The sequence below is a fragment of the Streptomyces sp. NPDC045701 genome, assembly GCF_056432045.1.
Genome location: NZ_JBWKJV010000010.1, coordinates 90634 through 113081 on the forward strand (window position 1 = coordinate 90634; position 22448 = coordinate 113081).

Genomic DNA, 22448 nt, shown 5'->3' on the forward strand with positions numbered 1-22448 from the left:
GGCGGCCCGGCGGCGCCTCCCCGGCCGGCGGCGCCTCCCCGGCCGGCGGCGCCTCCCCGGCCGGGGGCCCCACCGGGCCGGGCCCCGGCGCCGCGCGGCCCACCAGCCGGGACGTCGCGCGCGTGGCGGGCGTCTCGCAGGCCACCGTGTCGCTCGTGCTGGGCGACAAGTGGCGCGGGCGGGTCTCGGAGCGGACCGCCCACCTGGTGCGGGAGGCGGCCGACGGACTCGGTTACCGGCCCAATCTCGCGGCGCGCAACCTCCGCCTGGGCCGTACCCGTACCGCGCTGCTGGTGGTGCCCGCCCTCACCAACGAGTTCTTCGCCCGCGTCTACACGGGCGCCGCCGCGGTGGCGGCCCGGCACGGCTTCGGTGTGGTCCTGTACCCGTCCCCCGAGGGCGTCGGCCCGGCGAGGGACCCGTTCGCCTCCGCACGCGCGGCGCTGGACGGGGTGATCGCCTCCTCGATGGCCGCCGACGCGCTGCGGGCGATCCGCGGCACGGACCTGCCGCTGGTGATGCTCGACAGCGACCCGGCCGACACGGACGCCGCCGCCCATGTGAACCTCGACATCGCCGACGGCATGCGGCAGGTGACGGGCCATCTGCTGGCCCTGGGCCACCGGCGCTTCGTCCACCTGTCGTCCGCCGTGCCGTCCTGGACCTTCGACGTACGCGGCCGGGCCCTCGCCGCGAGCCTGGGCGGCATCCCCGACGTCTCCGTACGGACCGTCCCGGCCCCGCTGGAGGTGAACGGCGCCCGGGCGGCCGCCGAGCGCGCGCTGACCGCGCCGGGGCCCCGCCCGACCGCCCTGGTGTGCGACGACGACATCGTGGCGGCGGGCGCCTGCAAGGCGGTACGGCGGCTGGGGCTGCGGGTCCCGGAGGACGTCTCGGTCACCGGGTTCGACGACCTGGCGCTGGCAACGGCGGTGGAGCCGGAGCTGACCACGGTGCGGCTGCCCGCCGAACGGATCGGCGAGCGCGGCATGACGGCCCTCCTGGACGTCCTGGCGGGCCGTCCGCCGGAGCGGGGGGACCTCCCGGTCACCCTGATGCCCCGCGGCTCCTCCGGCCCGCCTCCGGCCCCCTGACACGCCGGTGCCCCGGACCGCCGACGCGCGTCCGGGGCACCGCTCGGCGCGGGGTCAGTCCTCCGGCGTCTCCGGCTCCTCGTCCGACGGGGCGTCCGTCGGGGTCGAGGCGGAGGCGTCCGCCTCCAGGAGGCGGGACAGCTGGCGGCCGACGATCCGCTTGAACTTGCGCTGCTGCGGGCGCGTGCGGTCCAGGATCGCCACCTCCAGCCGCTCCGCGGGGATCTCCCGCTCGCTGCCGTTGGTGTCCCGGGACAGCGCCTGCACGGCCAGCTTCAGCGCCTCGGCGAGCGACATCCCGTCGCGGTGCCGCTGGTCGAGGAAGGTGCTGATCTGCTCGGCGTTGCCGCCGACCGCGACCGAGCCGTGCTCGTCCACGATCGAGCCGTCGTGCGGCAGGCGGTAGATCTGGTCGCCCTCCGGCGAGGTGCCCACCTCGGCGACGACCAGTTCCACCTCGTACGGCTTCTCGCCGGCGCTGGAGAAGATGGTGCCCAGCGTCTGGGCGTAGACGTTGGCGAGTCCACGGGCCGTCACGTCGGCGCGGTCGTAGGTGTAACCGCGCAGGTCCGCGTAGCGCACGCCGCCGATCCGCAGGTTCTCGTACTCGTTGTACTTGCCGGCGGCGGCGAACCCGATCCGGTCGTAGATCTCGCTGAACTTGTGCAGCGCGCGGGACGGGTTCTCACCGACGAAGACGATGCCGTCGGCGTACTGCAGCACAACCAGGCTGCGTCCACGGGCGATGCCCTTGCGGGCGTACTCCGCCCGGTCCTGCATGGCCTGTGCGGGCGAGACATAGAACGGCGTCGTCACCGGCTATCCGTCCCTTTCTTCAGGTGGGCAAACATCAGAGCAGCGCGGCGCGCGGGCCGTCGGGCTGTTCGAGGCGGCGCTCCAGGATCGCGCGGGCGGTCTCGGAGGACTCGGCCTCGGTGAGCCGCCGGAAGCCCTCGTCGGTGATGACGGTGACGATCGGGTAGATCCGCCGGGCCACGTCCGGGCCGCCGGTCGCCGAGTCGTCGTCCGCCGCGTCGTAGAGCGCCTGCACGACCAGGGTGATGGCCTGCTGCTCCGTGAGGTCGTCGCGGTAGAGCTTCTTCATGGCGCCCCGGGCGAAGATCGATCCGGAGCCGGTGGCCGCGAAGCCGTGCTCCTCGGAACGGCCGCCCGTCACGTCGTAGCTGAAGATCCGGCCCTTCTCGCGCTCCACGTCCCAGCCGGCGAAGAGCGGCACCACGGCCAGTCCCTGCATCGCCATGCCCAGGTTGCTGCGGATCATCGTGGACAGGCGGTTGGCCTTGCCCTCCAGGGAGAGCTGAGCGCCCTCCACCTTCTCGAAGTGCTCCAGCTCCAGCTGGAAGAGCTTGACCATCTCGACCGCGAGACCGGCGGTGCCGGCGATACCCACGGCCGAGTACTCGTCGGCCGGGAACACCTTCTCGATGTCGCGCTGGGCGATCATGTTGCCCATCGTGGCGCGCCGGTCACCGGCGAGCACCACGCCGCCGGGGAAGGTGGTGGCGACGATGGTGGTGCCGTGGGGTGCTTCGATGGCGCCCTGGAGGGGCGGCAGGGTGCGCCTGCCGGGCAGCAGCTCGGGCGAGTGGTCGGCCAGGAAGTCCATGAACGAGGAGGAGCCGGGCGTCAGGAAGGCCGCCGGCAGACGCCCGATGCTACGAGGGTTGGCTTCCACGCGTTTCCTTCCGAAATGAGGCGGCGGCCCGCCGCTGCGGCGGTCGGGCCGATCATGCGTGCTGTGCACGGACCTTACCCGTGCCGTCGCCGGTCATCCGCCCCGGTGCCGTCGGCTTTCACCGCCGGCACCGGGAGGACGACGAGCCGCTACTGCCCGCCCTTTTGCACGAAGGACCGTACGAAGTCCTCGGCGTTCTCCTCGAGGACGTCGTCGATCTCGTCGAGCACGGAGTCGACGTCGTCGGACAGCTTCTCCTGGCGTTCCTTGAGGTCCTCGGAAGCCTGCGCGTCCTGCGCCTGCTCCTCGACCTCCTCGGTGGAACGTGTGGCCTTCTGCTGCCCGCCGCCGGTGTCCTTGGTCGCCATATCCCTCACCCCGCTCGGTTTGCCCGCTTGGTTCGGTCTTTCAAGATCAGACCCTACAAGGACGGTCTGACATCGGCCCTGCACTTTCTCCAACGTCCAGGGAGTAGTCCCATGATTCCCGGGGATCCACGGGCCAAGCGCTTTTTCGTACGCGTACTCGGCCCCCGTCAGCGGCCGGACAGCACGCGGACCAGCTCCTCGGCCGTGCGGCAGCGGTCCAGGAGCTCCTTCACGTGCTCACGTGTACCGCGCAACGGTTCCAGGGTGGGCACCCGCTGCAACGAGTCCCGGCCCGGCAGGTCGAAGATCACCGAGTCCCAGGAGGCCGCGGCCACGTCATCGGCGTACTGCTCCAGGCAGCGGCCCCGGAAATAGGCCCTGGTGTCCTCCGGGGGCTTCGCCTGGGCCCGTGTGACGGCGTCCTCGTCCAGCAGCCGCTTCATCCTCCCCCGGGCCGCCAGGCGGTTGTACAGGCCCTTCTCGGGGCGCACGTCGGCGTACTGCAGGTCCACCAGGTGGAGCCGCGCGGCGTCCCAGTCCAGGCCGTCACGGCGGCGGTAGCCCTCCATGAGCTCCCGCTTGGCCACCCAGTCCAGCTCGCCCGCGAGGCTCATCGGGTCGTTCTCGAGCCGGTTGAGGGTGTCCTCCCAGCGGGCCAGCACGTCCATGGTCTGCTCGTCGGCGTCCGCGCCGAATCGCTCCTCCACGTACTTGCGGGCCAGCTCGAAGTACTCCATCTGCAGTTGTACCGCGGTCAGTGACCGGCCGCCGCGCAGCGTGATCAGGTACTGGAGCGAGGGGTCGTGCGAGACCTGGTGCAGGGTGCGCACGGGCTGGTCGACGGCCAGGTCGACCGTGATGAACCCGTCCTCGATCATGGACAGCACCAGGGCGGTCGTACCGAGCTTGAGGTAGGTCGAGATCTCGGAGAGGTTGGCGTCGCCGATGATCACATGGAGCCGGCGGTACTTCTCCGCGTCCGCGTGCGGCTCGTCGCGGGTGTTGATGATCGGCCGCTTGAGGGTGGTCTCCAGCCCCACCTCGACCTCGAAGTAGTCGGCCCGCTGACTGATCTGGAAGCCGTGCTCGTGGCCGTCCTGGCCGATGCCGACGCGGCCCGCGCCGGTGACGACCTGCCGGGAGACGAAGAAGGGCGTCAGGTGGCGCACGATGTCCGAGAAGGGGGTCTCCCGCTTCATCAGGTAGTTCTCGTGCGTGCCGTAGGAGGCGCCCTTGTTGTCGGTGTTGTTCTTGTAGAGGTGGATAGGCTGGGCGCCCGGCAGCTGGGCCGCCCGCTCGGCGGCCTCCGCCATGATCCGCTCGCCGGCCTTGTCCCACAGCACGGCGTCCCGGGGATTGGTGACCTCGGGGGCGCTGTACTCGGGGTGCGCGTGGTCGACGTAGAGCCGTGCGCCATTGGTGAGGATCACATTGGCCAGGCCGATGTCCTCGTCCGTGAGCTGGCTGGAGTCGGCGGACTCGCGGGCGAGGTCGAAGCCGCGGGCGTCCCGCAGCGGGTTCTCCTCCTCGAAGTCCCAGCGGGCTCGCCGCGCCCGGTGCATCGCCGCCGCGTAGGCGTTGACGATCTGGGACGAGGTGAGCATGGCATTGGCGTTCGGGTGGCCGGGGACGGAGATCCCGTACTCCGTCTCGATGCCCATTACTCGCCGTACAGTCATGCGGCCCTCCTTGCCCGGCGGCGTCCCCGTCCGGGAACGGCGCTCAAGTACCGCTGCTTCTCCGATGCGTGTGCGGTGCCCGTCCCCGCACTGCGCGACTGGGCGGTACGGAAGAGCCTAGAACGCCTCTGCGCTGGTGGGGAGATCAATTGCGTCTTTACCGCGGTGTGGTCGGAATGATGGCCAGGTACCGGTGAAAGCAACCGGCTGCGGATGCCCTCCCCCGCCCGGGGCGGGGGACGTCCGGGGCACCCGCAGCCGGAATGCGATCTACAGGTACTGACCGGTGTTCGCCACCGTGTCGATGGACCGACCGGTGTCGGCGCCCTGCTTTCCGGTGACGAGCGTGCGGATGAACACGATCCGCTCGCCCTTCTTTCCGGAGATGCGGGCCCAGTCGTCCGGGTTGGTGGTGTTCGGCAGGTCCTCGTTCTCCTTGAACTCGTCCACGCAAGCCTGGAGGAGGTGGGAAACCCGGAGGCCCTTCTGGTTGTGGTCGAGGAAGGCCTTGATGGCCATCTTCTTCGCCCGGTCGACGATGTTCTGGATCATCGCGCCGGAGTTGAAGTCCTTGAAGTACAGGACTTCCTTGTCACCATTGGCGTAGGTGACCTCGAGGAACCGGTTCCCCTCCGATTCCGCGTACATCTGCTCGACGACCGACTGGATCATCGCCTGGGCCGCGGCTTCCTTGGACCCATTGTGCTCGGTCAGGTCGTCCGCGTGCAGCGGCAGCGAAGGTGTCAGGTACTTGGCGAAGATGTCCTTGGCGGCCTCCGCGTCCGGACGCTCGATCTTGATCTTCACATCGAGCCGGCCCGGCCTGAGGATGGCGGGGTCGATCATGTCCTCGCGGTTGGAGGCGCCGATGACGATGACGTTCTCCAGGCCCTCCACACCGTCGATCTCGGCGAGCAGCTGCGGGACGATGGTGTTCTCCACGTCCGAGCTGACACCGGAGCCGCGGGTGCGGAAGAGGGACTCCATCTCGTCGAAGAAGACGATCACCGGAGTGCCCTCGCTCGCCTTCTCACGAGCGCGCTGGAAGACCAGGCGGATGTGCCGCTCGGTCTCGCCGACGTACTTGTTGAGGAGCTCGGGGCCCTTGATGTTGAGGAAGTAGCTCTTCCCCGCGGGCTGCCCGGTCACCTCGGCGACCTTCTTCGCAAGGGAGTTGGCGACGGCCTTCGCGATCAGCGTCTTGCCGCAGCCGGGCGGGCCGTACAGAAGGATGCCCTTCGGCGGCCGCAGTTCGTGCTCCTGGAAGAGGTCGGGGTAGAGGTACGGAAGCTCGACCGCGTCGCGGATCAGCTCGATCTGGTTCCCCAGACCGCCGATCTTGGTGTAGTCGACGTCCGGGACCTCTTCGAGGACGAGCTCCTCGACCTCGCTCTTCGGGATCACCTCGTAGACGTAACCGGACCTGGGCTCCAGCAGCAGGGCGTCGCCGGGGCGGATGGTGATGTCCAGCAGCGGCTCGGCGAGCCTCACCACCCGTTCCTCGTCGGTGTGCCCGATCACCAGGGCGCGCTCGCCGTCCTCGAGGATCTCCTTGAGGGTGACGATGTCCCCGGCGCGCTCGAACTCCATGGCCTCGACCACGTTGAGCGCTTCGTTGAGCATCACTTCCTGGCCGCGCCGGAGCTCGTCGAGCTCGACGCTGGGGCTGACGTTCACCCGGAGCTTGCGGCCCCCGGTGAAGATGTCGCAGGTGCCGTCCTCGTTCGCCTTCAGGAAGACACCGAAGCCGGCCGGCGGCTGCGCGAGCCGGTCGACCTCCTCCTTGAGGGCCACGATCTGGTCGCGGGCCTCACGGAGCGTATTGGCGAGTCGCTCGTTCTGCGCGGACACGCCGGCCAGGTTGGTCTGCAGCTCGACGATCCGCTCTTCGAGAATCCTCGTATGACGCGGAGAGTCGGCGAGCTTACGTCGCAGGACGGCGATTTCCTGCTCGAGATAGGCAACCTGGCCGGCAGGGTCTTCAGACCCCCGCCCCGGCCGGATGCCGCGGTTGATGTCGTCGTCGTGGGCTGCCACGGTCCTCACCTCCTCCAAGGGGAGCTGGACGCTTTCTGACCCTACCTGGGAGGGTGATGATTGAAACCCCTAGATCACAAAGACTCTCGGGTGTGTCCGATCTTCACCCTTGCGCTCTCCCTCGCATCAGGGGGATACCCACCCATCAACATCTGAAAGCGGGCGGTTGTATCGTCGGTGTGGTCAACACCCGTCAGGGTTGGCCCGACTTACCACACCAGAGGCAGGAACATGACCGTGCAGCACGAGGCTCCGACCACGGGCGCCGGCGAGGCCCTGGAGGTCTGGATCGACCAGGACCTCTGCACCGGCGACGGCATCTGCGCGCAGTACGCCCCCGAGGTCTTCGAGCTGGACATCGACGGCCTCGCCTACGTGAAGAGCGCCGACGACGAGCTGCTGCAGGCCCCGGGCGCCACCGCGCCGGTACCGCTGCCCCTGCTCCAGGACGTCGTGGACTCCGCCAAGGAGTGCCCCGGCGACTGCATCCACGTACGGCGCGTTTCGGACAGGGTCGAGGTCTACGGCCCTGACGCGGAGTGACCGCTCACACACCCCTGGCTTCGGCCGCGGCGGACCGGACGAACTTGTCGCCCTCCCACCGCCACTTGACCGTCTCCCGCTGATCGGGGCAGCAGCTCGGTACGTCCGGTGAGGAGTACCCGAAGAGGGTCGCGGTGACGACCCCGTCACGCACGGCGAGAGCGCCGACGCTCTGCCGCTCGCCCGGCTCCACCAGCGTGGCCACCACGCGGGGCGCCCCCGGGGCCGTGCCGCCGGGGCCCCGGGCCAGGACGTACACGCCGCTCGGCGGCGTACCGGAACCCGCCCGGCAGTGCGCCGCCACGACCGTCTCCGGGCGGCCGTCCCCGTCGAGGTCGCCCGTCGCCCGCCTGGCCACCACACTGGGCGCGCCACGGCATTCGAGCGGGTAGGTCACGGCGGCGGGGTCGGGAGCGGGGGCCGGCGCGGGGGCCGCGGCTGTCCGGATACCGCCGGCCTGGGTGGCGGTCGCGGAACCGGGCTGGAACATTCCCGCCCCGGCGACGACCGAGGCCATCGCCGCGGCGGTGGCGAGCCAGTGCACCGGGCGGGCGTGGGTGTGCGCGAGGTCCGGGACGGCGGGGGTCTGCACGCGGAGTGTCTCCCATGAGCTGTGCGGTGGGGATGGCCAGCATCGTGCCATACGTCACAGGCCGGCGGAACCGGTGGGGCGGATACGGCGAACGTGAGGGCGCCGCCGTCGAGTTGCCCGCCGGTGGCGGGAACTCGACGGCGGCGCCGTCGCGTTGGCGGGGCCTCGGGCCCCTGTCACCTTCCGGGTCAGCCCTTGTTGGGGCCTTCGTAGTCCTCGCCGTACGCGCCCTTGGCGGGGCGGCGGCGGCGCATCGGGGGCTCCACGCCGTCCGCCAGGCGGCGGGCGGTGACCAGGAAGCCGGTGTGGCCGATCATCCGGTGGTCGGGGCGGACCGCCAGGCCCTCCACGTGCCAGTTGCGGATCATCGACTCCCACGGCTGCGGCTCGGCGTAGCAGCCGATCTCGCGGATGGACTCGACGGTGCGGGCGAGCTGGGTGGTGGTCGCGACGTAACAGCAGAGGATGCCGCCCGGGACGAGGGCCTTGGAGACGGCCTCCAGGCACTCCCAGGGGGCGAGCATGTCCAGGATGACCCGGTCGACGTCGGTGTCGGACAGATTGTCCTGGAGATCGCCGACGGTGAGCTGCCAGGCGGGGTGCGGGCCGCCGAAGTACCGCTCGACGTTGCCCTTGGCGATCTCGGCGAAGTCCTCGCGGCGCTCGTAGGAGTGCAGCATGCCGCTGTCCCCGATGGCGCGGAGCAGGAAGCTGCTGAGCGAGCCGGAGCCCACGCCCGCCTCGACGACGCGCGCGCCGGGGAAGATGTCGGCGAAGGCCAGGATCTGCCCCGCGTCCTTGGGGTAGACCACGGCGGCGCCGCGGGGCATGGACAGGACGTAGTCGGGGAGCAGGGGGCGCAGCGCGAGGTAGGCGACGTTTCCCGTGGTACGGACAACACTGCCCTCGGGAGCACCGATCAGCTCGTCGTGCGGGAAGGAACCCTTGTGGGTGTGGAAATTCTTCCCGGCCTCGAGCGTGAACGTGTAGTGGCGTCCCTTGGGGTCGGTGAGCTGGACCTGGTCCCCGACTTCGAAGGGCCCGCGACGGCGGGCGGCACCGGTCGGTTCGGACATGTGACCAGTGTATGGGCTTCAGGAACCCGGCCGTGCCATGGCCTGGACGAAGGCCCGCTCGACGTCCGCGGTGGACAGTACGCCGTAGATCTCGCCGGACTCCTCGACGACCAGGTACTCGGTGGCCGGATTGGTGCGCAGCCGCTCCAGCAGCGCCTCGCCGACGAGGTCCGCCGGCACTCTCATGCCCTCGGTGAGCTCCTGGGCGAGGCCGCCGACCGCGACCCAGGGGCGGCGGTGCTGGGGGACGCCGACGATGGCCGTCTCGCGGACCAGGGCCGTGGGCTCGCCCTGGCCATCGACGACGACGAGGGCGCGGGCGCCGGCCTCGTTGGCACGCCGGAGGGCTTCGGAGAGGGGGGTGCCGGACTCGACCGGCACGGCGCGCCGGGTGAGCGTGCGGGCGCGCAGCTCGGGCAGGTGCTCGCGCAGCCGCGCCATGCGCAGGCTGTTGCCGGCGCCGGTCCAGATGATGGCGGCCAGGATGGCGGCGAGGAGCGCGTCCATGACGGTCTCCAGGCCGCTGATGTCCCGCGTGTCGTTGCCGAGGGCGCCGGTGTGGGTCAGCAGCGGCAGGCCGATGAGCACGGTGACGGCGAGGGCGCGGCCGACCCAGGCGGCGGCGACGGTGCCGCTCATCGGCTTGCCGGTGATCTTCCACACGACCGCGCGGAGCATGCGGCCGCCGTCGAGCGGCAGGCCGGGCAGCAGGTTGAAGACGGCGACGATCAGGTTGGAGATCATCAGGCCGGCGAGCAGGACGCCGGGGACGGTGCCGGGTTCGGCGGTGTACATAGCGGCGTAGAAGCCGCCGGCCAGGACCAGGGAGAGCAGCGGGCCGACGAAGGCGAGGACGAACTCGCGGCCGGGGGTCTCGCACTCTTTCTCGATCTCGGAGACGCCGCCGAAGAACTGGAGCTGGATGCGCCGCACCGGCAGCTTGAAGCGGAGCGCTGCGAGGGTGTGGGCCAGTTCGTGGACCAGCACCGAGGCGTAGAAGGCGACCGCGAAGAAGAGGGAGACCAGGTAGCGGGCGTTGCCGAGCTCGGGCAGGACCCGCTCGATCTGGCCACCGAAGACCCAGGTGATGAGGGCCGCGACCAGGAACCAGCTGGGGGCGACGTACACGGGTACGCCGAAGACGCGGCCCATCAGGATGCCGCCGCCTTCCTGTCGCCGCCGCGGCTTGCCGCTGTCGGGAGCGGTGGCTCCGGCCGGCTCGGACCGCGGGCGGGGGTGCTGGCCGCTCTCGTCGTCCTTGTTCACAGGTTCCCTTCGGTGTGAAGCGTCACACGACGATCATGCAGTGTGGGAGGGTCTGGCGTCGATGGTATGCCGCTCGGTGTCAGTGGCGGGCCGTAGGGTTTGCCACCATGACCACGAGCCCGTCCAGCTCTCCGAGCCCGTCCGCCCCCGCGAGCCCGTCCGCCGCTCCCGGTGGCGGTGCCGCACCGGGCGCGCGGCCGCCTGTGTCGCTCTCGCCGTCGCGGGCCGGCGACTTCATGCAGTGCCCGCTGCTGTACCGGTTCCGGGTGATCGACAAGCTGCCGGAGAAGCCGAGCGCGGCGGCGACGCGCGGCACGCTGGTGCATGCCGTGCTGGAGCGGCTCTTCGACGATCCGGCGGTGGAGCGGACGGTCCCGCGGGCCCGGGCGATGGTGCCGGGGCAGTGGACGCGGCTGCTGGAGGCGCGCCCGGAGCTCGGTGAGCTGTTCGAGGGGGACGTGGACGGCGAGCTGCTGGCGCGCTGGCTGGCCGAGGCGGAGCAGCTGGTCGAGCGGTGGTTCACGCTGGAGGACCCGACGCGGCTGGAGCCGGCGGAGCGGGAGCTGTTCGTGGAGACCGAGCTGGAGTCGGGGCTGCGGCTGCGCGGGGTGATCGACCGGGTCGACGTGGCGCCGACGGGTGAGGTGCGGATCGTCGACTACAAGACGGGCAAGGCGCCGCGTCCGGAGTACAGCGAGGGCGCGCTGTTCCAGATGACGTTCTACGCCCTGGTGGTCTGGCGGCTGAAGGGCGTGGTGCCGCGCCGGCTCCAGCTGGTGTACCTGGGCAGCGGGGACGTGCTGACGTACGACCCGGTGGAGGCGGACCTGCTGCGTGTCGAGCGCAAGCTGCAGGCGCTGTGGGAGGCGATCGCGCACGCCACCGAGACGGGTGACTGGCGGCCGCGGCCGACGAAACTGTGCGGGTGGTGCGACCACCGGTCGGTGTGTCCGGAGTTCGGCGGCACTCCCCCGGTGTACCCGCTGCCGGTCGTCCCTGCGCCGCGGCCGGTCGAGCCGTAGAGCGGCCGGTGGCGGGCGCGAGCGGCGGAGCGGGCGGTTCCGCGCCGGCAGGGGGCGCGGCCCCGGGACCGCCGGAACCGGGGCGGGGCGGTCAGGGCAGAATGGGCCCGGTCAGCTGAGCCTTGGAGGAGTACCTGTGGCTATCCGCGTCCTACTGGTCGACGACCAGCCGCTGCTGCGCACCGGTTTCCGGATGATCCTGGAGGCGGAGCAGGACATCGCGGTCGTCGGCGAGGCCGGTGACGGTCTCCAGGCTCTCGACCAGGTGCGGGCGCTCCAGCCCGATGTGGTGCTGATGGACATCCGGATGCCCCGCATGGACGGTGTGGAGGCGACACGGCAGATCACCGGGCCGGAACGGGACGGCCCGGCGAAGGTGCTGGTGCTGACGACGTTCGACCTGGACGAGTACGTGGTGGAGGCGCTGCGCGCCGGGGCCAGCGGCTTCCTGCTGAAGGACGCGCCGGCCAACGAGCTGGTGCAGGCCATCCGGGTGGTGGCGGCGGGTGAGGCGATGCTCGCGCCGAGCATCACGCGCCGGCTGCTCGACAAGTACGCGGACCACCTGCCCTCCGGCGAGGAGGCCGTGCCGGACGCGCTGAACACCCTGACGGACCGTGAGGTCGAGGTGCTGAAGCTGGTGGCGCGCGGGCTGTCGAACGCGGAGATCGCCGCCGACCTGTTCGTCAGCGAGACGACGGTCAAGACGCACGTGGGGCACGTGCTGACGAAGCTGGGCCTGCGCGACCGCGTGCAGGCCGCGGTGTACGCGTACGAGAGCGGTCTGGTGCGTCCCGGCGCCCAGTGAGCCGGTACCGGCGCGACGCGGAACGCGGAACCTGAGAACGCGCGACGCGGCACACGGAAGCGGGGTGTCCGACACCGGTCGGGCACCCCGCTCGCGCGTCGTGGCTCGGATCAGCCCTTCTTGATCTCCCAGAAGCGGAAGACGGTGGAGGCGTCCAGCGTCCACTCCAGGCCGGTGATGCCGTCGCGGGCGACCGCGTACTGCTTGCCCTGCCACAGCGGCAGGATCGGCAGGTCCTTGGCGACGAGGTCCTGGAGCTGGCCGAAGTCCTCCTCGGCCGCGGTCCGGTCGGCGGTCGCGGCGGTGCGCGGGACCAGCGTGCCGGTGATCTTGCTGTTCTCGTAGTTGTTCTGGAGGACGTTGCCCTCCCCGAAGAACGGCTGCGTGAAGTTGTCCGGGTCCGGGTAGTCGGGGACCCAGCCCTTCACGTACACGCCGTACTTGCCCGCCTTGATGTCCTTCTCGTACTGGTCGAACTCGACGGACTTGACGGTGGCGTCGAACAGGTTGCTGGCGTTGAGCTGCTTGGCGATCGCCTTGAGCGTGTCGTCCGTGGAGGGGCCGTAACGGCTGGGCGTGGACCAGAGGGTGAGCTTGACCTTGCCGTCGACACCGGCGGAGCGCAGCGCCTGCTCGGCCTTGTCGCGCGACGGCTGGTCGCCGTACTCGTTGACGAAGGCCGTGTTGTGACCGATGACCCCGGCGGGGATGATCGAGTACAGCGGGGTGGCGGTCGACCGGTAGACGTCGTTGACGAGCGTGTCACGGTTGACGAGGTACGCGATGGCCTTGCGCACGCCGAGCTTGCCGACGACCGGGTCGTCGACGTTGAAGACCAGGTGCTGCACCTCGGCGCTGGAGCCCTCGATGACCTCCAGCTCGCGCTCCGAGGTCGTACCGGACGCCTGCAGCTCGGCGATGTCGGCCGCGCCGAGGCCACGGTAGGCGACGTCGACCTCACCCTTCTGCAGGGCCGCGCCGAGCGCCTTGCGGTCGCCGTGGAAGAACTTCAGCGTGACGCCGGCGTTCTTCACCTTGACCGTGCCCCGGTAGTCGGGGTTGGGGGAGAAGACGGCCTGGTCGCCCTCGAACGAGTCGAGCTTGTACGGGCCCGAGCCGATGGCCTTGCTGTCGGTGCGCAGCTCCCCTTCCTTGTACTCCTGGTGGTCGACGATGGAGCCGGCACCCGAGGCGATCTTGCTCGGGAAGGTGGCGTCGGGGACCTTCAGGGTGAAGACGACGGTCTTGTCGTCCGGGGTGTCGATCTTGTCGATGGTGCTCAGCAGCGGCGCCGGGCCGGCCGGGTCGTTGATCTTCAGCGCCCGCTCGAAGGAGAACTTGACGTCCTCGGAGGTGAGCGGGTTGCCATTGCTGAACTTCAGCCCGTCACGCAGCGTGCACCGGTAGATCTTGCTGCCGCCCTGGTCGAAGCCGCACCGGTCGGCCGCCTCCGGCTGGGGTACCGAGGCGCCCTTGGGGAAGCTGAGCAGGGACTGGAAGACGTTGTTGAACAGCAGCCACGAGCCCGGGTCGTAACCGGCGGCGGGGTCCGTCGCCAGGACCTCGTCGGACATGCCGACGATCACCGAGCCGCCGGAGCCACCGGCGTCGCCGCCCTTCTCCTCACCGCAGCCGCTCAGCAGGGCGGCCGCGAGTCCCGCCGCCAGCGGGGCCGTCAGCCACTTGTTGTGTGCCTTCACAGGAACCTTGCCTCTGGATCTCGTCGCGGCCGAGCCCGTGTGCGCGGCCGGGTACAGCAGGGTCAGGCGATACCTCGGGCGAGCTCCCAGAGCTGCAGATCCGAGGAGGTGTTCAGCGACCACTCCACGCCGGTCAGGTCGTCGCGCGCGGCGACGTACTGCTTGCCCTGCCACAGCGGCAGCACCGGGACGTCATTGGCGACGATGTCCTGGATCTGCGCGAAGACGGCGGAGGCGGCGTTACGGTCGGCCGCACGGCGCGACTCGGGGAGGAGCCGGGCGCGGGTGGCGCTGTTGATGTAGGGGGTGTTGAGGAAGTTGTCCGCGTCGAGGAACGGCGCGATGAAGTTGTCCGGGTCCGGGAAGTCGGGGAACCAGCCGAGGCCGTACACGGCGTACTCGCCGCGCTTCTGGGCGGGACGGAACTCGGACCACTTGGTCCCTTCGACGGTGACGTCGAAGAGCCTGGTGGCGTTGAGCTGGTCGCGCAGCGCCTTGAACTCCTGGGCGGTGCCGGCGCCGTAGTGGTCGCTGGTGTAGTTCAGCGTCAGCTTGACGGGGGTGCTGATGCCCGCTTCGCGGAGGATGCCGGCGGCCTTCTTGCTGCTCGGCTCGCCGTACTTGTTGAGGAAGGAGTTGGTGTGGGCGGTGATGCTGGAGGGGATCAGCGAGTACAGCGGGGTAGCGGTCGACCCGTACACCTTGCCCGCCAGCTGGGTGCGGTCGACGACCGCGGCCATGGCCTGGCGGACCGCCTTGTCCTTGACGGACGGGGCCTCGGTGTTGAAGCCGAGGTAGCGGATCTCCAGGCCGGGGACCTCGGTGATCTTGATGCCGGGCTTGGGGTTCTCGTTGAGCTCCTTGACCTGCTCGGGCGACATGGTCCGCGTCATCATGGATATGTCGCCGGCTTCGAGCGCCCGGCCCATGGCGTCGGCGTCGTCGAAGGAGCGCAGTTCGACCCGGTCGTTGCGCAGCTTGATGTCGCCCTTGTAGCGGGTGTTCCTCGAGAAGACGACCTTGGTGACCCGGTCGCCGCTGACCTCGGCCTTCATGGTGTACGGGCCGGAGCCGTCGACCTGGAAGCCGTCGCGGAGCTTCTTGGCCTCGTACTTCTCGCTGCTCAGGATGCCGGCGACGGGCGTGGAGAGCTTGTACGGGAAGGTGGCGTCGGGGCTCTTCAGATGGAAGACGACCTGGTCGTCACCCTTGGTCTCGATCGTGTCGATGTTCGACAGGAGGCCGGCCGCGCCGTTGTCCGAGTTGATGGCGAGCACCCGCTCGATGGAGAACTTCACGTCCTTCGAGGTGACGGGCGTGCCGTCGGCGAAGGTCAGGCCGGAGCGCAGGGTGCAGCGGTAGCTCTCGCTGGCCCGGTCGGTGAAGCCGCATTCGGAGGCCGCCTCGGGCGCCGGCGCGCCGCCGCCGCGCGGGACGTGCATCAGGGTCTGGACGGTCTGCCGCAGTACGTTCCAGACGCCGGTGTCGTACGCGAAGGCCGGGTCGAAGGGCGCGGAGGCGTCCTGGGTGGCGGCGAACTGGTCCGTGGTACCGACGACGATGGCGTCGCCGCCGGAGCTGCCACCCGACCCGCCACAGGCGGCGAGCACGGGGGCGAGCAGGCCGAGCACGGCCGGCAGCACCAAGGTCTTGCGGTTCATGGTGGACGTTCTCCTCATCCGGCACTGGGTGCAGCGACATACGGACACTCCGCCGCTTCCGCCCGGTCGGGGCGGGGCGATCGGGCCGGGATACAGAGCGATCGATCCTGTGTGCCCGCGGGCTCGGTGGGCCGGACGGGGCACGCGGAAAACGCGGCGAAGTTCTCGGCGAAAGATTAGTCGGCACCACCAGGCGCGCAGGAACGGGGCCGAGTTGAGGCCGCATCAGACAGTGATCAGTAATGCACGTCGGTCGATCTCTATGCGCCGGAAGGATTCGTACACCCCTCCATGAATCAGGACACATGGACGGGGCCGAACCGGCGCCTTCCGGGCATGCGCCCCTTTCCAGCCATGCGCCGCGCGCCACGCTGCGTGACCAAGGTCACTCGTGCGGCCGGTGGTGGTGCTCACGGAAAACGCATGATCCGGCGCCATGGTTCACCCCGCGTTCACCGGCGGACCACGGGTGCGCGATCAGTTCATTCCGGTGATCAATGTCCGCAGGAAACGCAGGTCGACCTCTTCCAGCGACCGCACCACCACGCGCCCGGCGGCGGGCGCGATGGGGGCGACGGACGGCACGGCCACCACTCGGCAGCCGGCCGCCTCAGCGGCGGCCACACCGGTGGCGGTGTCCTCGATGACGGCGCATCTGCCCGGCTCGGCGCCCACGCCCCGGGCGGCCAGGAGGTACGGGTCGGGGTGCGGCTTCGTACGGGAAACCTCGTCGCCCGCCACGGTGAGCGTGAAGCGGTCCCGGCCCAGCGAGTGCAGGACCCGGTCGATGATGCGCCGGTGCGAGGCGGAGACCAGCGCGGTGGGGACGTTGTGCGTGGCCAGCTCGGCGAGGAGCCGCTCGGCACCCGGCATCAGCGGGACACCGCGACCGATGCGCCGCTCGAACCGGTCGTTGAGCAGCACGGTGAGCTCGGCGAGGGTGATGTCGGCGCCGGTGGCCTCGATGAGGTAGCCCGCGCTGCGGGTCATCGGCCCGCCGACGACCACGTCCCGCCACGACTCGTCGAGGGTGTGGCCCAGCTCACCGAAAACCTCGACCTCCGCGTCCCACCAGAACCCCTCGGTGTCGACGAGCGTTCCGTCCATGTCGAGGAAGACCGCCTGGAGGGCGGAACCCTCGGCCGTACGGGTCAGGGACGCGGGGACCGTACTGGTCATCGGCACACCTCCACGGGGGGACGAGAAGGCCGACCGCTCTCCCCGGTGGGAAGCCCCGGCGGGGACCTCCGCGGCGGATCCCGCCGGGGCCCCGCCGGGATCCGCTGGGAGAGCGACCGGCCTGCACTGGACCGACCAGTGTACGTCGCGACGCCGGTCAGCGCGCGTTGAAGTACTTCGCCTCCGGGTGGTGGATCACGATGGCGTCGGTGGACTGCTCGGGGTGGAGCTGGAACTCCTCGGAGAGGTGGACGCCGATCCGCTCGGGCCGGAGCAGGTCCGCGATCTTCGCCCGGTCCTCCAGGTCGGGGCAGGCGCCGTAGCCGAGCGAGAACCGCGCGCCGCGGTACTTCAGCGCGAACATGTCCTCCACGTCGGCGGGGTCCTCCGCCCCGAAGCCCAGCTCCGCCCGCACGCGCGCGTGCCAGTACTCGGCGAGCGCCTCGGCCAGCTGGACGGACAGCCCGTGCAGCTCGAGGTAGTCGCGGTAGGAGTCGGAGGCGAACAGCTCGGCGGTGGCCTCGCCGATCCGGTTGCCGACGGTGACGACCTGGAGGCCGACGACATCGGTCTCGCCGGACTCCTCGGGGCGGAAGAAGTCCGCCAGGCACAGGCGGCGGCCGCGGCGCTGGCGCGGGAAGGTGAAGCGGGTGCGCTCGTTGCCGCTCTCGTCGAGGAGGATCAGGTCGTCGCCCTTGGACACGCACGGGAAGTAGCCGTAGACGACCGCGGCCTCCAGCATGTTCTGGGTGTGGAGCTGGTCCAGCCAGCCGCGCAGCCGCGGCCGGCCCTCGGTCTCGACGAGTTCCTCGTAGGTGGGACCGTCGCCGGCGCGGGCCTGCTTCAGGCCCCACTGGCCCTTGAACAGGGCGCCCTCGTCCAGCCAGGAGGCGTACTCCTTGAGCTGGATGCCCTTGACGACCCGGGTCCCCCAGAACGGCGGGGTGGGTACGGGGTTGTCGGTGGCGACGTCGGAGCGGACGCCGTCCTCGGGGGCCGGCTCGTCGACCACGGCCCCGGCGGCCGGGCGTACGCGCCGCTGCTTGAGCTCGGGGAGCGTCGCGCCGGGCACGCCGCGCTTGACCGCGATGAGGGCGTCCATCAGGCGCAGTCCCTCGAACGCGTCGCGGGCGTACCGGACTTCGCCCTGGTAGATCTCGTGCAGGTCCTGCTCGACGTAGGCGCGGGTGAGGGCGGCGCCACCGAGGATGACGGGGTACTCGGCCGCCAGGCCCCGCTGGTTGAGCTCCTCCAGGTTCTCCTTCATGATCACGGTCGACTTGACCAGGAGACCCGACATGCCGATGACGTCGGCCCGGTGCTCGTCCGCGGCCTCGAGGATGGCCGAAACCGGCTGCTTGATGCCGAGGTTGACGACGTTGTAGCCGTTGTTGGAGAGGATGATGTCGACGAGGTTCTTGCCGATGTCGTGGACGTCGCCGCGGACGGTGGCCAGGACGATGGTGCCCTTGCCGTCGTCGTCCGTCTTCTCCATGTGCGGCTCCAGGTAGGCCACCGCGGTCTTCATCACCTCGGCGGACTGGAGCACGAACGGCAGCTGCATCTGGCCCGAGCCGAACAGCTCACCGACGACCTTCATGCCGTCCAGCAGGGTGTCGTTGACGATGTCCAGGGCGGGGCGGGTGGTGAGGGCCTCGTCGAGGTCGGCCTCCAGGCCGTTCTTCTCACCGTCGATGATCCGGCGCTTGAGCCGCTCCTCCAGCGGCAGCGCGGCCAGCTCCTCGGCCCTGCCCGCCTTCAGCGACTTGGTGTTGACGCCCTCGAACAGCTGCATGAGTTTCTGGAGCGGGTCGTAGCCCTCGGCGCGCCGGTCGTAGATGAGGTCCAGGGCCGTGGTGACCTGCTCGTCGTCGAACCGGGCGATCGGCAGGATCTTGCTGGCGTGCACGATCGCCGAGTCGAGGCCCGCCTTGACGCACTCGTCGAGGAAGACGGAGTTGAGCAGGACCCGGGCGGCCGGGTTGAGGCCGAAGGAGATGTTCGACAGACCCAGGGTGGTCTGCACGTCCGGGTGGCGCCGCTTCAGCTCGCGGATCGCCTCGATGGTGGCGATGCCGTCCTTGCGGGACTCCTCCTGACCGGTGCAGATGGTGAAGGTCAGGGTGTCGATGAGGATGTCCTCCTCACGGATGCCCCAGTTGCCGGTCAGGTCGGCGATCAGCCGCTCCGCGATGGCGACCTTGGCCTCCGGCGTGCGGGCCTGGCCCTCCTCGTCGATGGTCAGCGCGATGAGGGCGGCTCCGTGCTCCTTGGCGAGCGCGGTGACCTTGGCGAAGCGGGACTCCGGTCCGTCGCCGTCCTCGTAGTTCACCGAGTTGATCACGGCGCGGCCGCCGAGCTTCTCCAGTCCGGCGCGGATGACCTCGACCTCGGTGGAGTCCAGCACGATGGGCAGGGTGGAGGCGGTGGCGAACCGGCCGGCCAGCTCCGCCATGTCGGCGACGCCGTCGCGGCCGACGTAGTCCACGCAGAGGTCCAGCATGTGGGCGCCCTCGCGGATCTGGTCGCGGGCCATCTCCACGCAGTCGTCCCAGCGGGCCTCCAGCATCGCCTCGCGGAACTTCTTGGAGCCGTTGGCGTTCGTCCGCTCACCGATCGCCATGTACGCGGTGTCCTGGCGGAACGGCACGGTCTGGTACAGCGAGGCGGCGCCCGGCTCGGGGCGGGGCCGGCGCTCGGCGGGGGTGAGGTCGCGGACGCGTTCGACGACCTGGCGCAGGTGCTCCGGCGTCGTACCGCAGCAGCCGCCGACCAGGGAGAGCCCGTACTCGCGGACGAAGGCCTCCTGCGCGTCGGCCAGCTCGGGCGCGGTCAGGGGGTAGTGCGCGCCGTCCTTGCCCAGGACCGGCAGGCCGGCGTTGGGCATGCAGGACAGCGGGACGCGGGAGTGGCGGGCCAGGTAGCGGAGGTGCTCGCTCATCTCGGCGGGGCCGGTGGCGCAGTTCAGCCCGATCATGTCGATGCCGAGCGGCTCCAGCGCGGTCAGCGCGGCGCCGATCTCGGAGCCGAGCAGCATGGTGCCGGTGGTCTCGACGGTGACGGAGCAGATCAGGGGCAGGTCGAGGCCGGCGACCTCCAGGGCCCGGCGGGCGCCGAGGATGGCGGCCTTGGTCTGGAGGAGGTCCTGGGTGGTCTCGACGAGCAGCGCGTCGGCGCCGCCGGCGATCAGGCCCTCGGCGTTCTGCTGGTAGGCGGCGCGGAGCGTCCCGTACGCGACGTGGCCGAGGGTGGGCAGCTTGGTGCCGGGGCCCATGGAGCCGAGCACCCAGCGCTGCCGTCCGTCGCCGGCGGTGAACCGGTCCGCGGCCTCGCGGGCGATCCGGGCGCCGGCCTCGGAGAGCTCCAGGATGCGGTCGGAGATGTCGTACTCGCCGAGGGCGGAGAAGTTCGCGTTGAACGTGTTGGTCCCGACGCAGTCGACGCCGGCGGAGAAGTACTCCTCGTGGACCGTGCGGACGATGTCGGGCCGGGAGACGTTGAGGATCTCGTTGCAGCCTTCCAGGCCCTCGAAGTCCTCCATGGTGGGGTCCTGTGCCTGGAGCATCGTGCCCATGGCTCCGTCGGACACGACCACGCGGGAGGCGAGCGCCTCGCGGAGCGCGGCGGCTCGGGTCCTGCTGTCTGCGGAAGGGGTCGGCGACGAGGCCATGGATGAGCTCCCAGGGATGCGACGGCTGTCGGCTTTGCGCCTTCGGGGGAGGGCGCACCGGGCCAGAGTAACCGTGTACCCGCCGGGGCGGACATCTTGTTCCAGGTGGTGGGACGGCATGCTGGGGCGGCGCCGTCCGTTCGTGCGGGTCCCCGCGGGCGTCCTCGATGTGGCTCAAGGTCGGCAACGACCGATAGTGTTCAGCATTGTCGAACTGCGGGAGAAGGGCCGGGCGATGCCGAAGAACATCCAGTCGCTGGAACGAGCGGCGGCGATGCTGCGACTGCTCGCCGGCGGCGAGCGCCGACTCGGGCTGTCGGACATCGCGTCGTCGCTGGACCTCGCCAAGGGTACGGCGCACGGCATCCTGCGCACCCTCCAGGCGGAGGGCTTCGTGGAGCAGGACCCCGCCTCCGGCCGCTATCAGCTCGGCGCCGAGCTGCTCCGCCTCGGCAACAGCTACCTCGACGTGCACGAGCTGCGGGCCCGCGCCCTGGTGTGGACGGACGACCTGGCCCGCTCCAGCGGCGAGAGCGTCCACCTGGGGGTGCTGCACCAGCACGGCGTCCTGGTCGTCCACCACGTCTTCCGGCCCGACGACAGCCGGCAGGTCCTGGAGGTCGGGGCGATGCAGCCGCTGCACTCCACGGCGCTGGGCAAGGTGCTGTCCGCCTACGACCCGGTGGCGCACACCGAGGCCCTGGAGGTCGAGCGGAAGGTGTTCACCCCGCGCACCGTCACGGACCTGGAGGACTTCGAGGCCGTACTCGACATGACGCGGGCGCGCGGCTGGGCGGCGGACGTGGAGGAGACCTGGGAGGGCGTCGCGTCGGTGGCCGCCCCCATCCACGACCGGCGCCGCATGCCGGTGGGGGCGGTCGCGATCACGGGTGCCGTGGAGCGGGTCTGCGACGGCGGCGAGCTGCGCCAGGAGCTGGTCGCGGCGGTACGGGACTGCGCCCGCGCGGTCTCCCGGGATCTGGGGGCCGGGCGGTTCTGACGGCCCGGGCGCCGCGTCGGTAACGAACGAGTTTCGGACAACAGAACTCTTGACGCCACATTCAGCAGGGGGCAAAACTGCCGTTCATCGGTCGGCATTGTCGAACACCTACCGGCAATACGCGTTAGAGTGTGGCAACGCCAGGAGGCCGGTTAACGCCCTCACCTGAGGGCGCGGACCACCGGAGGGACCCGGGGTTCGCCTTCCCCTGGACGAAGGACAAAGGAGTCGCGGGTGTCCAGCTCCGACATCTTCATCGGCGAGATCATTGGTACCGCCGTACTCATCCTGCTCGGCGCCGGCGTGGTCGCCGCCGTCGTGCTCAAGCGCTCCAAGGCGCAGAACGCCGGCTGGCTGGCCATCACCTTCGGGTGGGGCTTCGCGGTGCTGACCGCCGTCTACATGACGGGCTCGCTGTCCGGCGCCCACCTCAACCCCGCCGTCACGGTCGGTATCGCGATCAAGGACGGGGACTGGAAGAACGTCCCGGTCTACTTCGCCGGCCAGCTCCTCGGCGCCATGATCGGCGCGACGCTGGCGTGGCTCGCCTACTACGGGCAGTTCCACGCGCACCTCACCGACCCCGAGATCGTGGGCGACCCGGCCGACAAGGCGATCGAGGGCCCGCACGACGAGGCCGCCGCCAAGGCCGGCCCCGTGCTCGGTGTCTTCTCCACCGGCCCCGAGATCCGCAACGTCTGGCAGAACCTCGGCACCGAGATCATCGGCACCCTCGTGCTCGTCCTCGCGGTCCTCACCCAGGGCCTCAACGACAGCGGCAAGGGCCTGGGCACCCTCGGCGCCCTGATCACCGCGCTCGTCGTCGTCGCCATCGGCCTCTCGCTCGGCGGCCCGACCGGTTACGCCATCAACCCGGCCCGTGACCTCGGACCGCGCATCGTGCACGCCCTGCTCCCGCTGCCGAACAAGGGCGGCTCCGACTGGGGCTACGCCTGGATCCCGGTCGTCGGCCCGCTGATCGGCGGAGCCCTCGCCGCGGGTATCTACAACATCGCGTTCGCCTGAGCCGTCCTTCTCACTCACCTACGGGAGCAAC

General features: G+C 70.4%; 18 protein-coding genes. 6 read left to right on the forward strand and 12 right to left on the reverse strand.

Annotation, left to right across the window (positions count from 1 at the left end; genetic code table 11):
- Positions 1 to 122: 122 nt before the first annotated feature.
- Positions 123 to 1094 (forward strand): LacI family DNA-binding transcriptional regulator, encoded by a 972-nt coding sequence (locus AC07DW_RS14445; protein WP_478858059.1) that lies wholly within the window; start codon positions 123 to 125, stop codon positions 1092 to 1094.
- 54 nt (positions 1095 to 1148) lie between these two features.
- Here AC07DW_RS14445 and prcA read toward each other — a convergent pair whose 3' ends face one another.
- The 5 genes from prcA to arc form a co-directional block, all read right to left on the reverse strand.
- Positions 1149 to 1910: a proteasome subunit alpha gene (gene prcA, locus AC07DW_RS14450; RefSeq protein ID WP_478857965.1), complete on the reverse strand. Its 762-nt coding sequence runs from the start codon at positions 1908 to 1910 to the stop codon at positions 1149 to 1151.
- A gap of 34 nt (positions 1911 to 1944) precedes the next feature.
- Positions 1945 to 2790, reverse strand: a complete 846-nt coding sequence (gene prcB, locus AC07DW_RS14455) for a proteasome subunit beta (protein WP_478857966.1) — start codon at positions 2788 to 2790, stop codon at positions 1945 to 1947.
- 149 nt (positions 2791 to 2939) lie between these two features.
- Positions 2940 to 3158 (reverse strand): ubiquitin-like protein Pup, encoded by a 219-nt coding sequence (locus tag AC07DW_RS14460; RefSeq protein ID WP_016325855.1) that lies wholly within the window; start codon positions 3156 to 3158, stop codon positions 2940 to 2942.
- Between the two features lie 167 nt (positions 3159 to 3325).
- Positions 3326 to 4837 (reverse strand): depupylase/deamidase Dop, encoded by a 1512-nt coding sequence (gene dop, locus AC07DW_RS14465; protein WP_478857967.1) that lies wholly within the window; start codon positions 4835 to 4837, stop codon positions 3326 to 3328.
- A 270-nt stretch (positions 4838 to 5107) separates the two neighbouring features.
- A complete protein-coding gene (arc, locus tag AC07DW_RS14470) occupies positions 5108 to 6874 on the reverse strand; it encodes a proteasome ATPase (protein WP_478857968.1) in 1767 nt (588 codons plus the stop codon).
- Between the two features lie 231 nt (positions 6875 to 7105).
- Here arc and AC07DW_RS14475 point away from each other — a divergent pair, with 231 nt between their 5' ends.
- Entirely contained in the window at positions 7106 to 7417 is a 312-nt protein-coding gene (locus AC07DW_RS14475; protein WP_478857969.1) for a ferredoxin, read from the forward strand.
- Between the two features lie 4 nt (positions 7418 to 7421).
- Here AC07DW_RS14475 and AC07DW_RS14480 read toward each other — a convergent pair whose 3' ends face one another.
- The 3 genes from AC07DW_RS14480 to AC07DW_RS14490 all read right to left on the reverse strand — a co-directional run bounded on the left by AC07DW_RS14480 (position 7422) and on the right by AC07DW_RS14490 (position 10351).
- Positions 7422 to 8009 (reverse strand): hypothetical protein, encoded by a 588-nt coding sequence (locus AC07DW_RS14480; RefSeq protein WP_478857970.1) that lies wholly within the window; start codon positions 8007 to 8009, stop codon positions 7422 to 7424.
- A gap of 188 nt (positions 8010 to 8197) precedes the next feature.
- Positions 8198 to 9085 (reverse strand): tRNA (adenine-N1)-methyltransferase, encoded by an 888-nt coding sequence (locus tag AC07DW_RS14485; RefSeq protein WP_189553424.1) that lies wholly within the window; start codon positions 9083 to 9085, stop codon positions 8198 to 8200.
- Between the two features lie 18 nt (positions 9086 to 9103).
- On the reverse strand, positions 9104 to 10351 hold the full coding sequence (locus tag AC07DW_RS14490) for a site-2 protease family protein (RefSeq protein WP_478857971.1): 1248 nt from the start codon (positions 10349 to 10351) through the stop codon (positions 9104 to 9106).
- A gap of 107 nt (positions 10352 to 10458) precedes the next feature.
- Here AC07DW_RS14490 and AC07DW_RS14495 point away from each other — a divergent pair, with 107 nt between their 5' ends.
- Together AC07DW_RS14495 and AC07DW_RS14500 are read left to right on the forward strand one after the other, a co-directional pair.
- Positions 10459 to 11373 carry a RecB family exonuclease gene (locus tag AC07DW_RS14495; RefSeq protein WP_478857972.1) on the forward strand — a complete coding sequence of 305 codons (915 nt, stop codon included), beginning with the start codon at positions 10459 to 10461 and terminating at the stop codon, positions 11371 to 11373.
- A gap of 136 nt (positions 11374 to 11509) precedes the next feature.
- A complete protein-coding gene (locus tag AC07DW_RS14500; protein ID WP_478857973.1) occupies positions 11510 to 12181 on the forward strand; it encodes a response regulator in 672 nt (223 codons plus the stop codon).
- A gap of 110 nt (positions 12182 to 12291) precedes the next feature.
- Here the strand turns inward: AC07DW_RS14500 and AC07DW_RS14505 are convergent, their stop codons facing one another.
- The 4 genes from AC07DW_RS14505 to metH form a co-directional block, all read right to left on the reverse strand.
- Positions 12292 to 13881, reverse strand: a complete 1590-nt coding sequence (locus AC07DW_RS14505) for an ABC transporter substrate-binding protein (RefSeq protein ID WP_478857974.1) — start codon at positions 13879 to 13881, stop codon at positions 12292 to 12294.
- A gap of 62 nt (positions 13882 to 13943) precedes the next feature.
- Positions 13944 to 15542 (reverse strand): ABC transporter substrate-binding protein, encoded by a 1599-nt coding sequence (locus AC07DW_RS14510; RefSeq protein ID WP_478857975.1) that lies wholly within the window; start codon positions 15540 to 15542, stop codon positions 13944 to 13946.
- A gap of 477 nt (positions 15543 to 16019) precedes the next feature.
- On the reverse strand, positions 16020 to 16721 hold the full coding sequence (locus AC07DW_RS14515; RefSeq protein WP_478857976.1) for an HAD family hydrolase: 702 nt from the start codon (positions 16719 to 16721) through the stop codon (positions 16020 to 16022).
- 157 nt (positions 16722 to 16878) lie between these two features.
- Complete coding sequence (gene metH / locus AC07DW_RS14520) at positions 16879 to 20391, reverse strand: methionine synthase (protein WP_478857977.1); 3513 nt, start codon at positions 20389 to 20391, stop codon at positions 16879 to 16881.
- A 235-nt stretch (positions 20392 to 20626) separates the two neighbouring features.
- Here metH and AC07DW_RS14525 point away from each other — a divergent pair, with 235 nt between their 5' ends.
- Positions 20627 to 21391, forward strand: a complete 765-nt coding sequence (locus AC07DW_RS14525) for an IclR family transcriptional regulator (RefSeq protein WP_478858060.1) — start codon at positions 20627 to 20629, stop codon at positions 21389 to 21391.
- A gap of 234 nt (positions 21392 to 21625) precedes the next feature.
- Positions 21626 to 22417: an MIP/aquaporin family protein gene (locus AC07DW_RS14530; RefSeq protein WP_478857978.1), complete on the forward strand. Its 792-nt coding sequence runs from the start codon at positions 21626 to 21628 to the stop codon at positions 22415 to 22417.
- Positions 22418 to 22448: the final 31 nt, after the last annotated feature.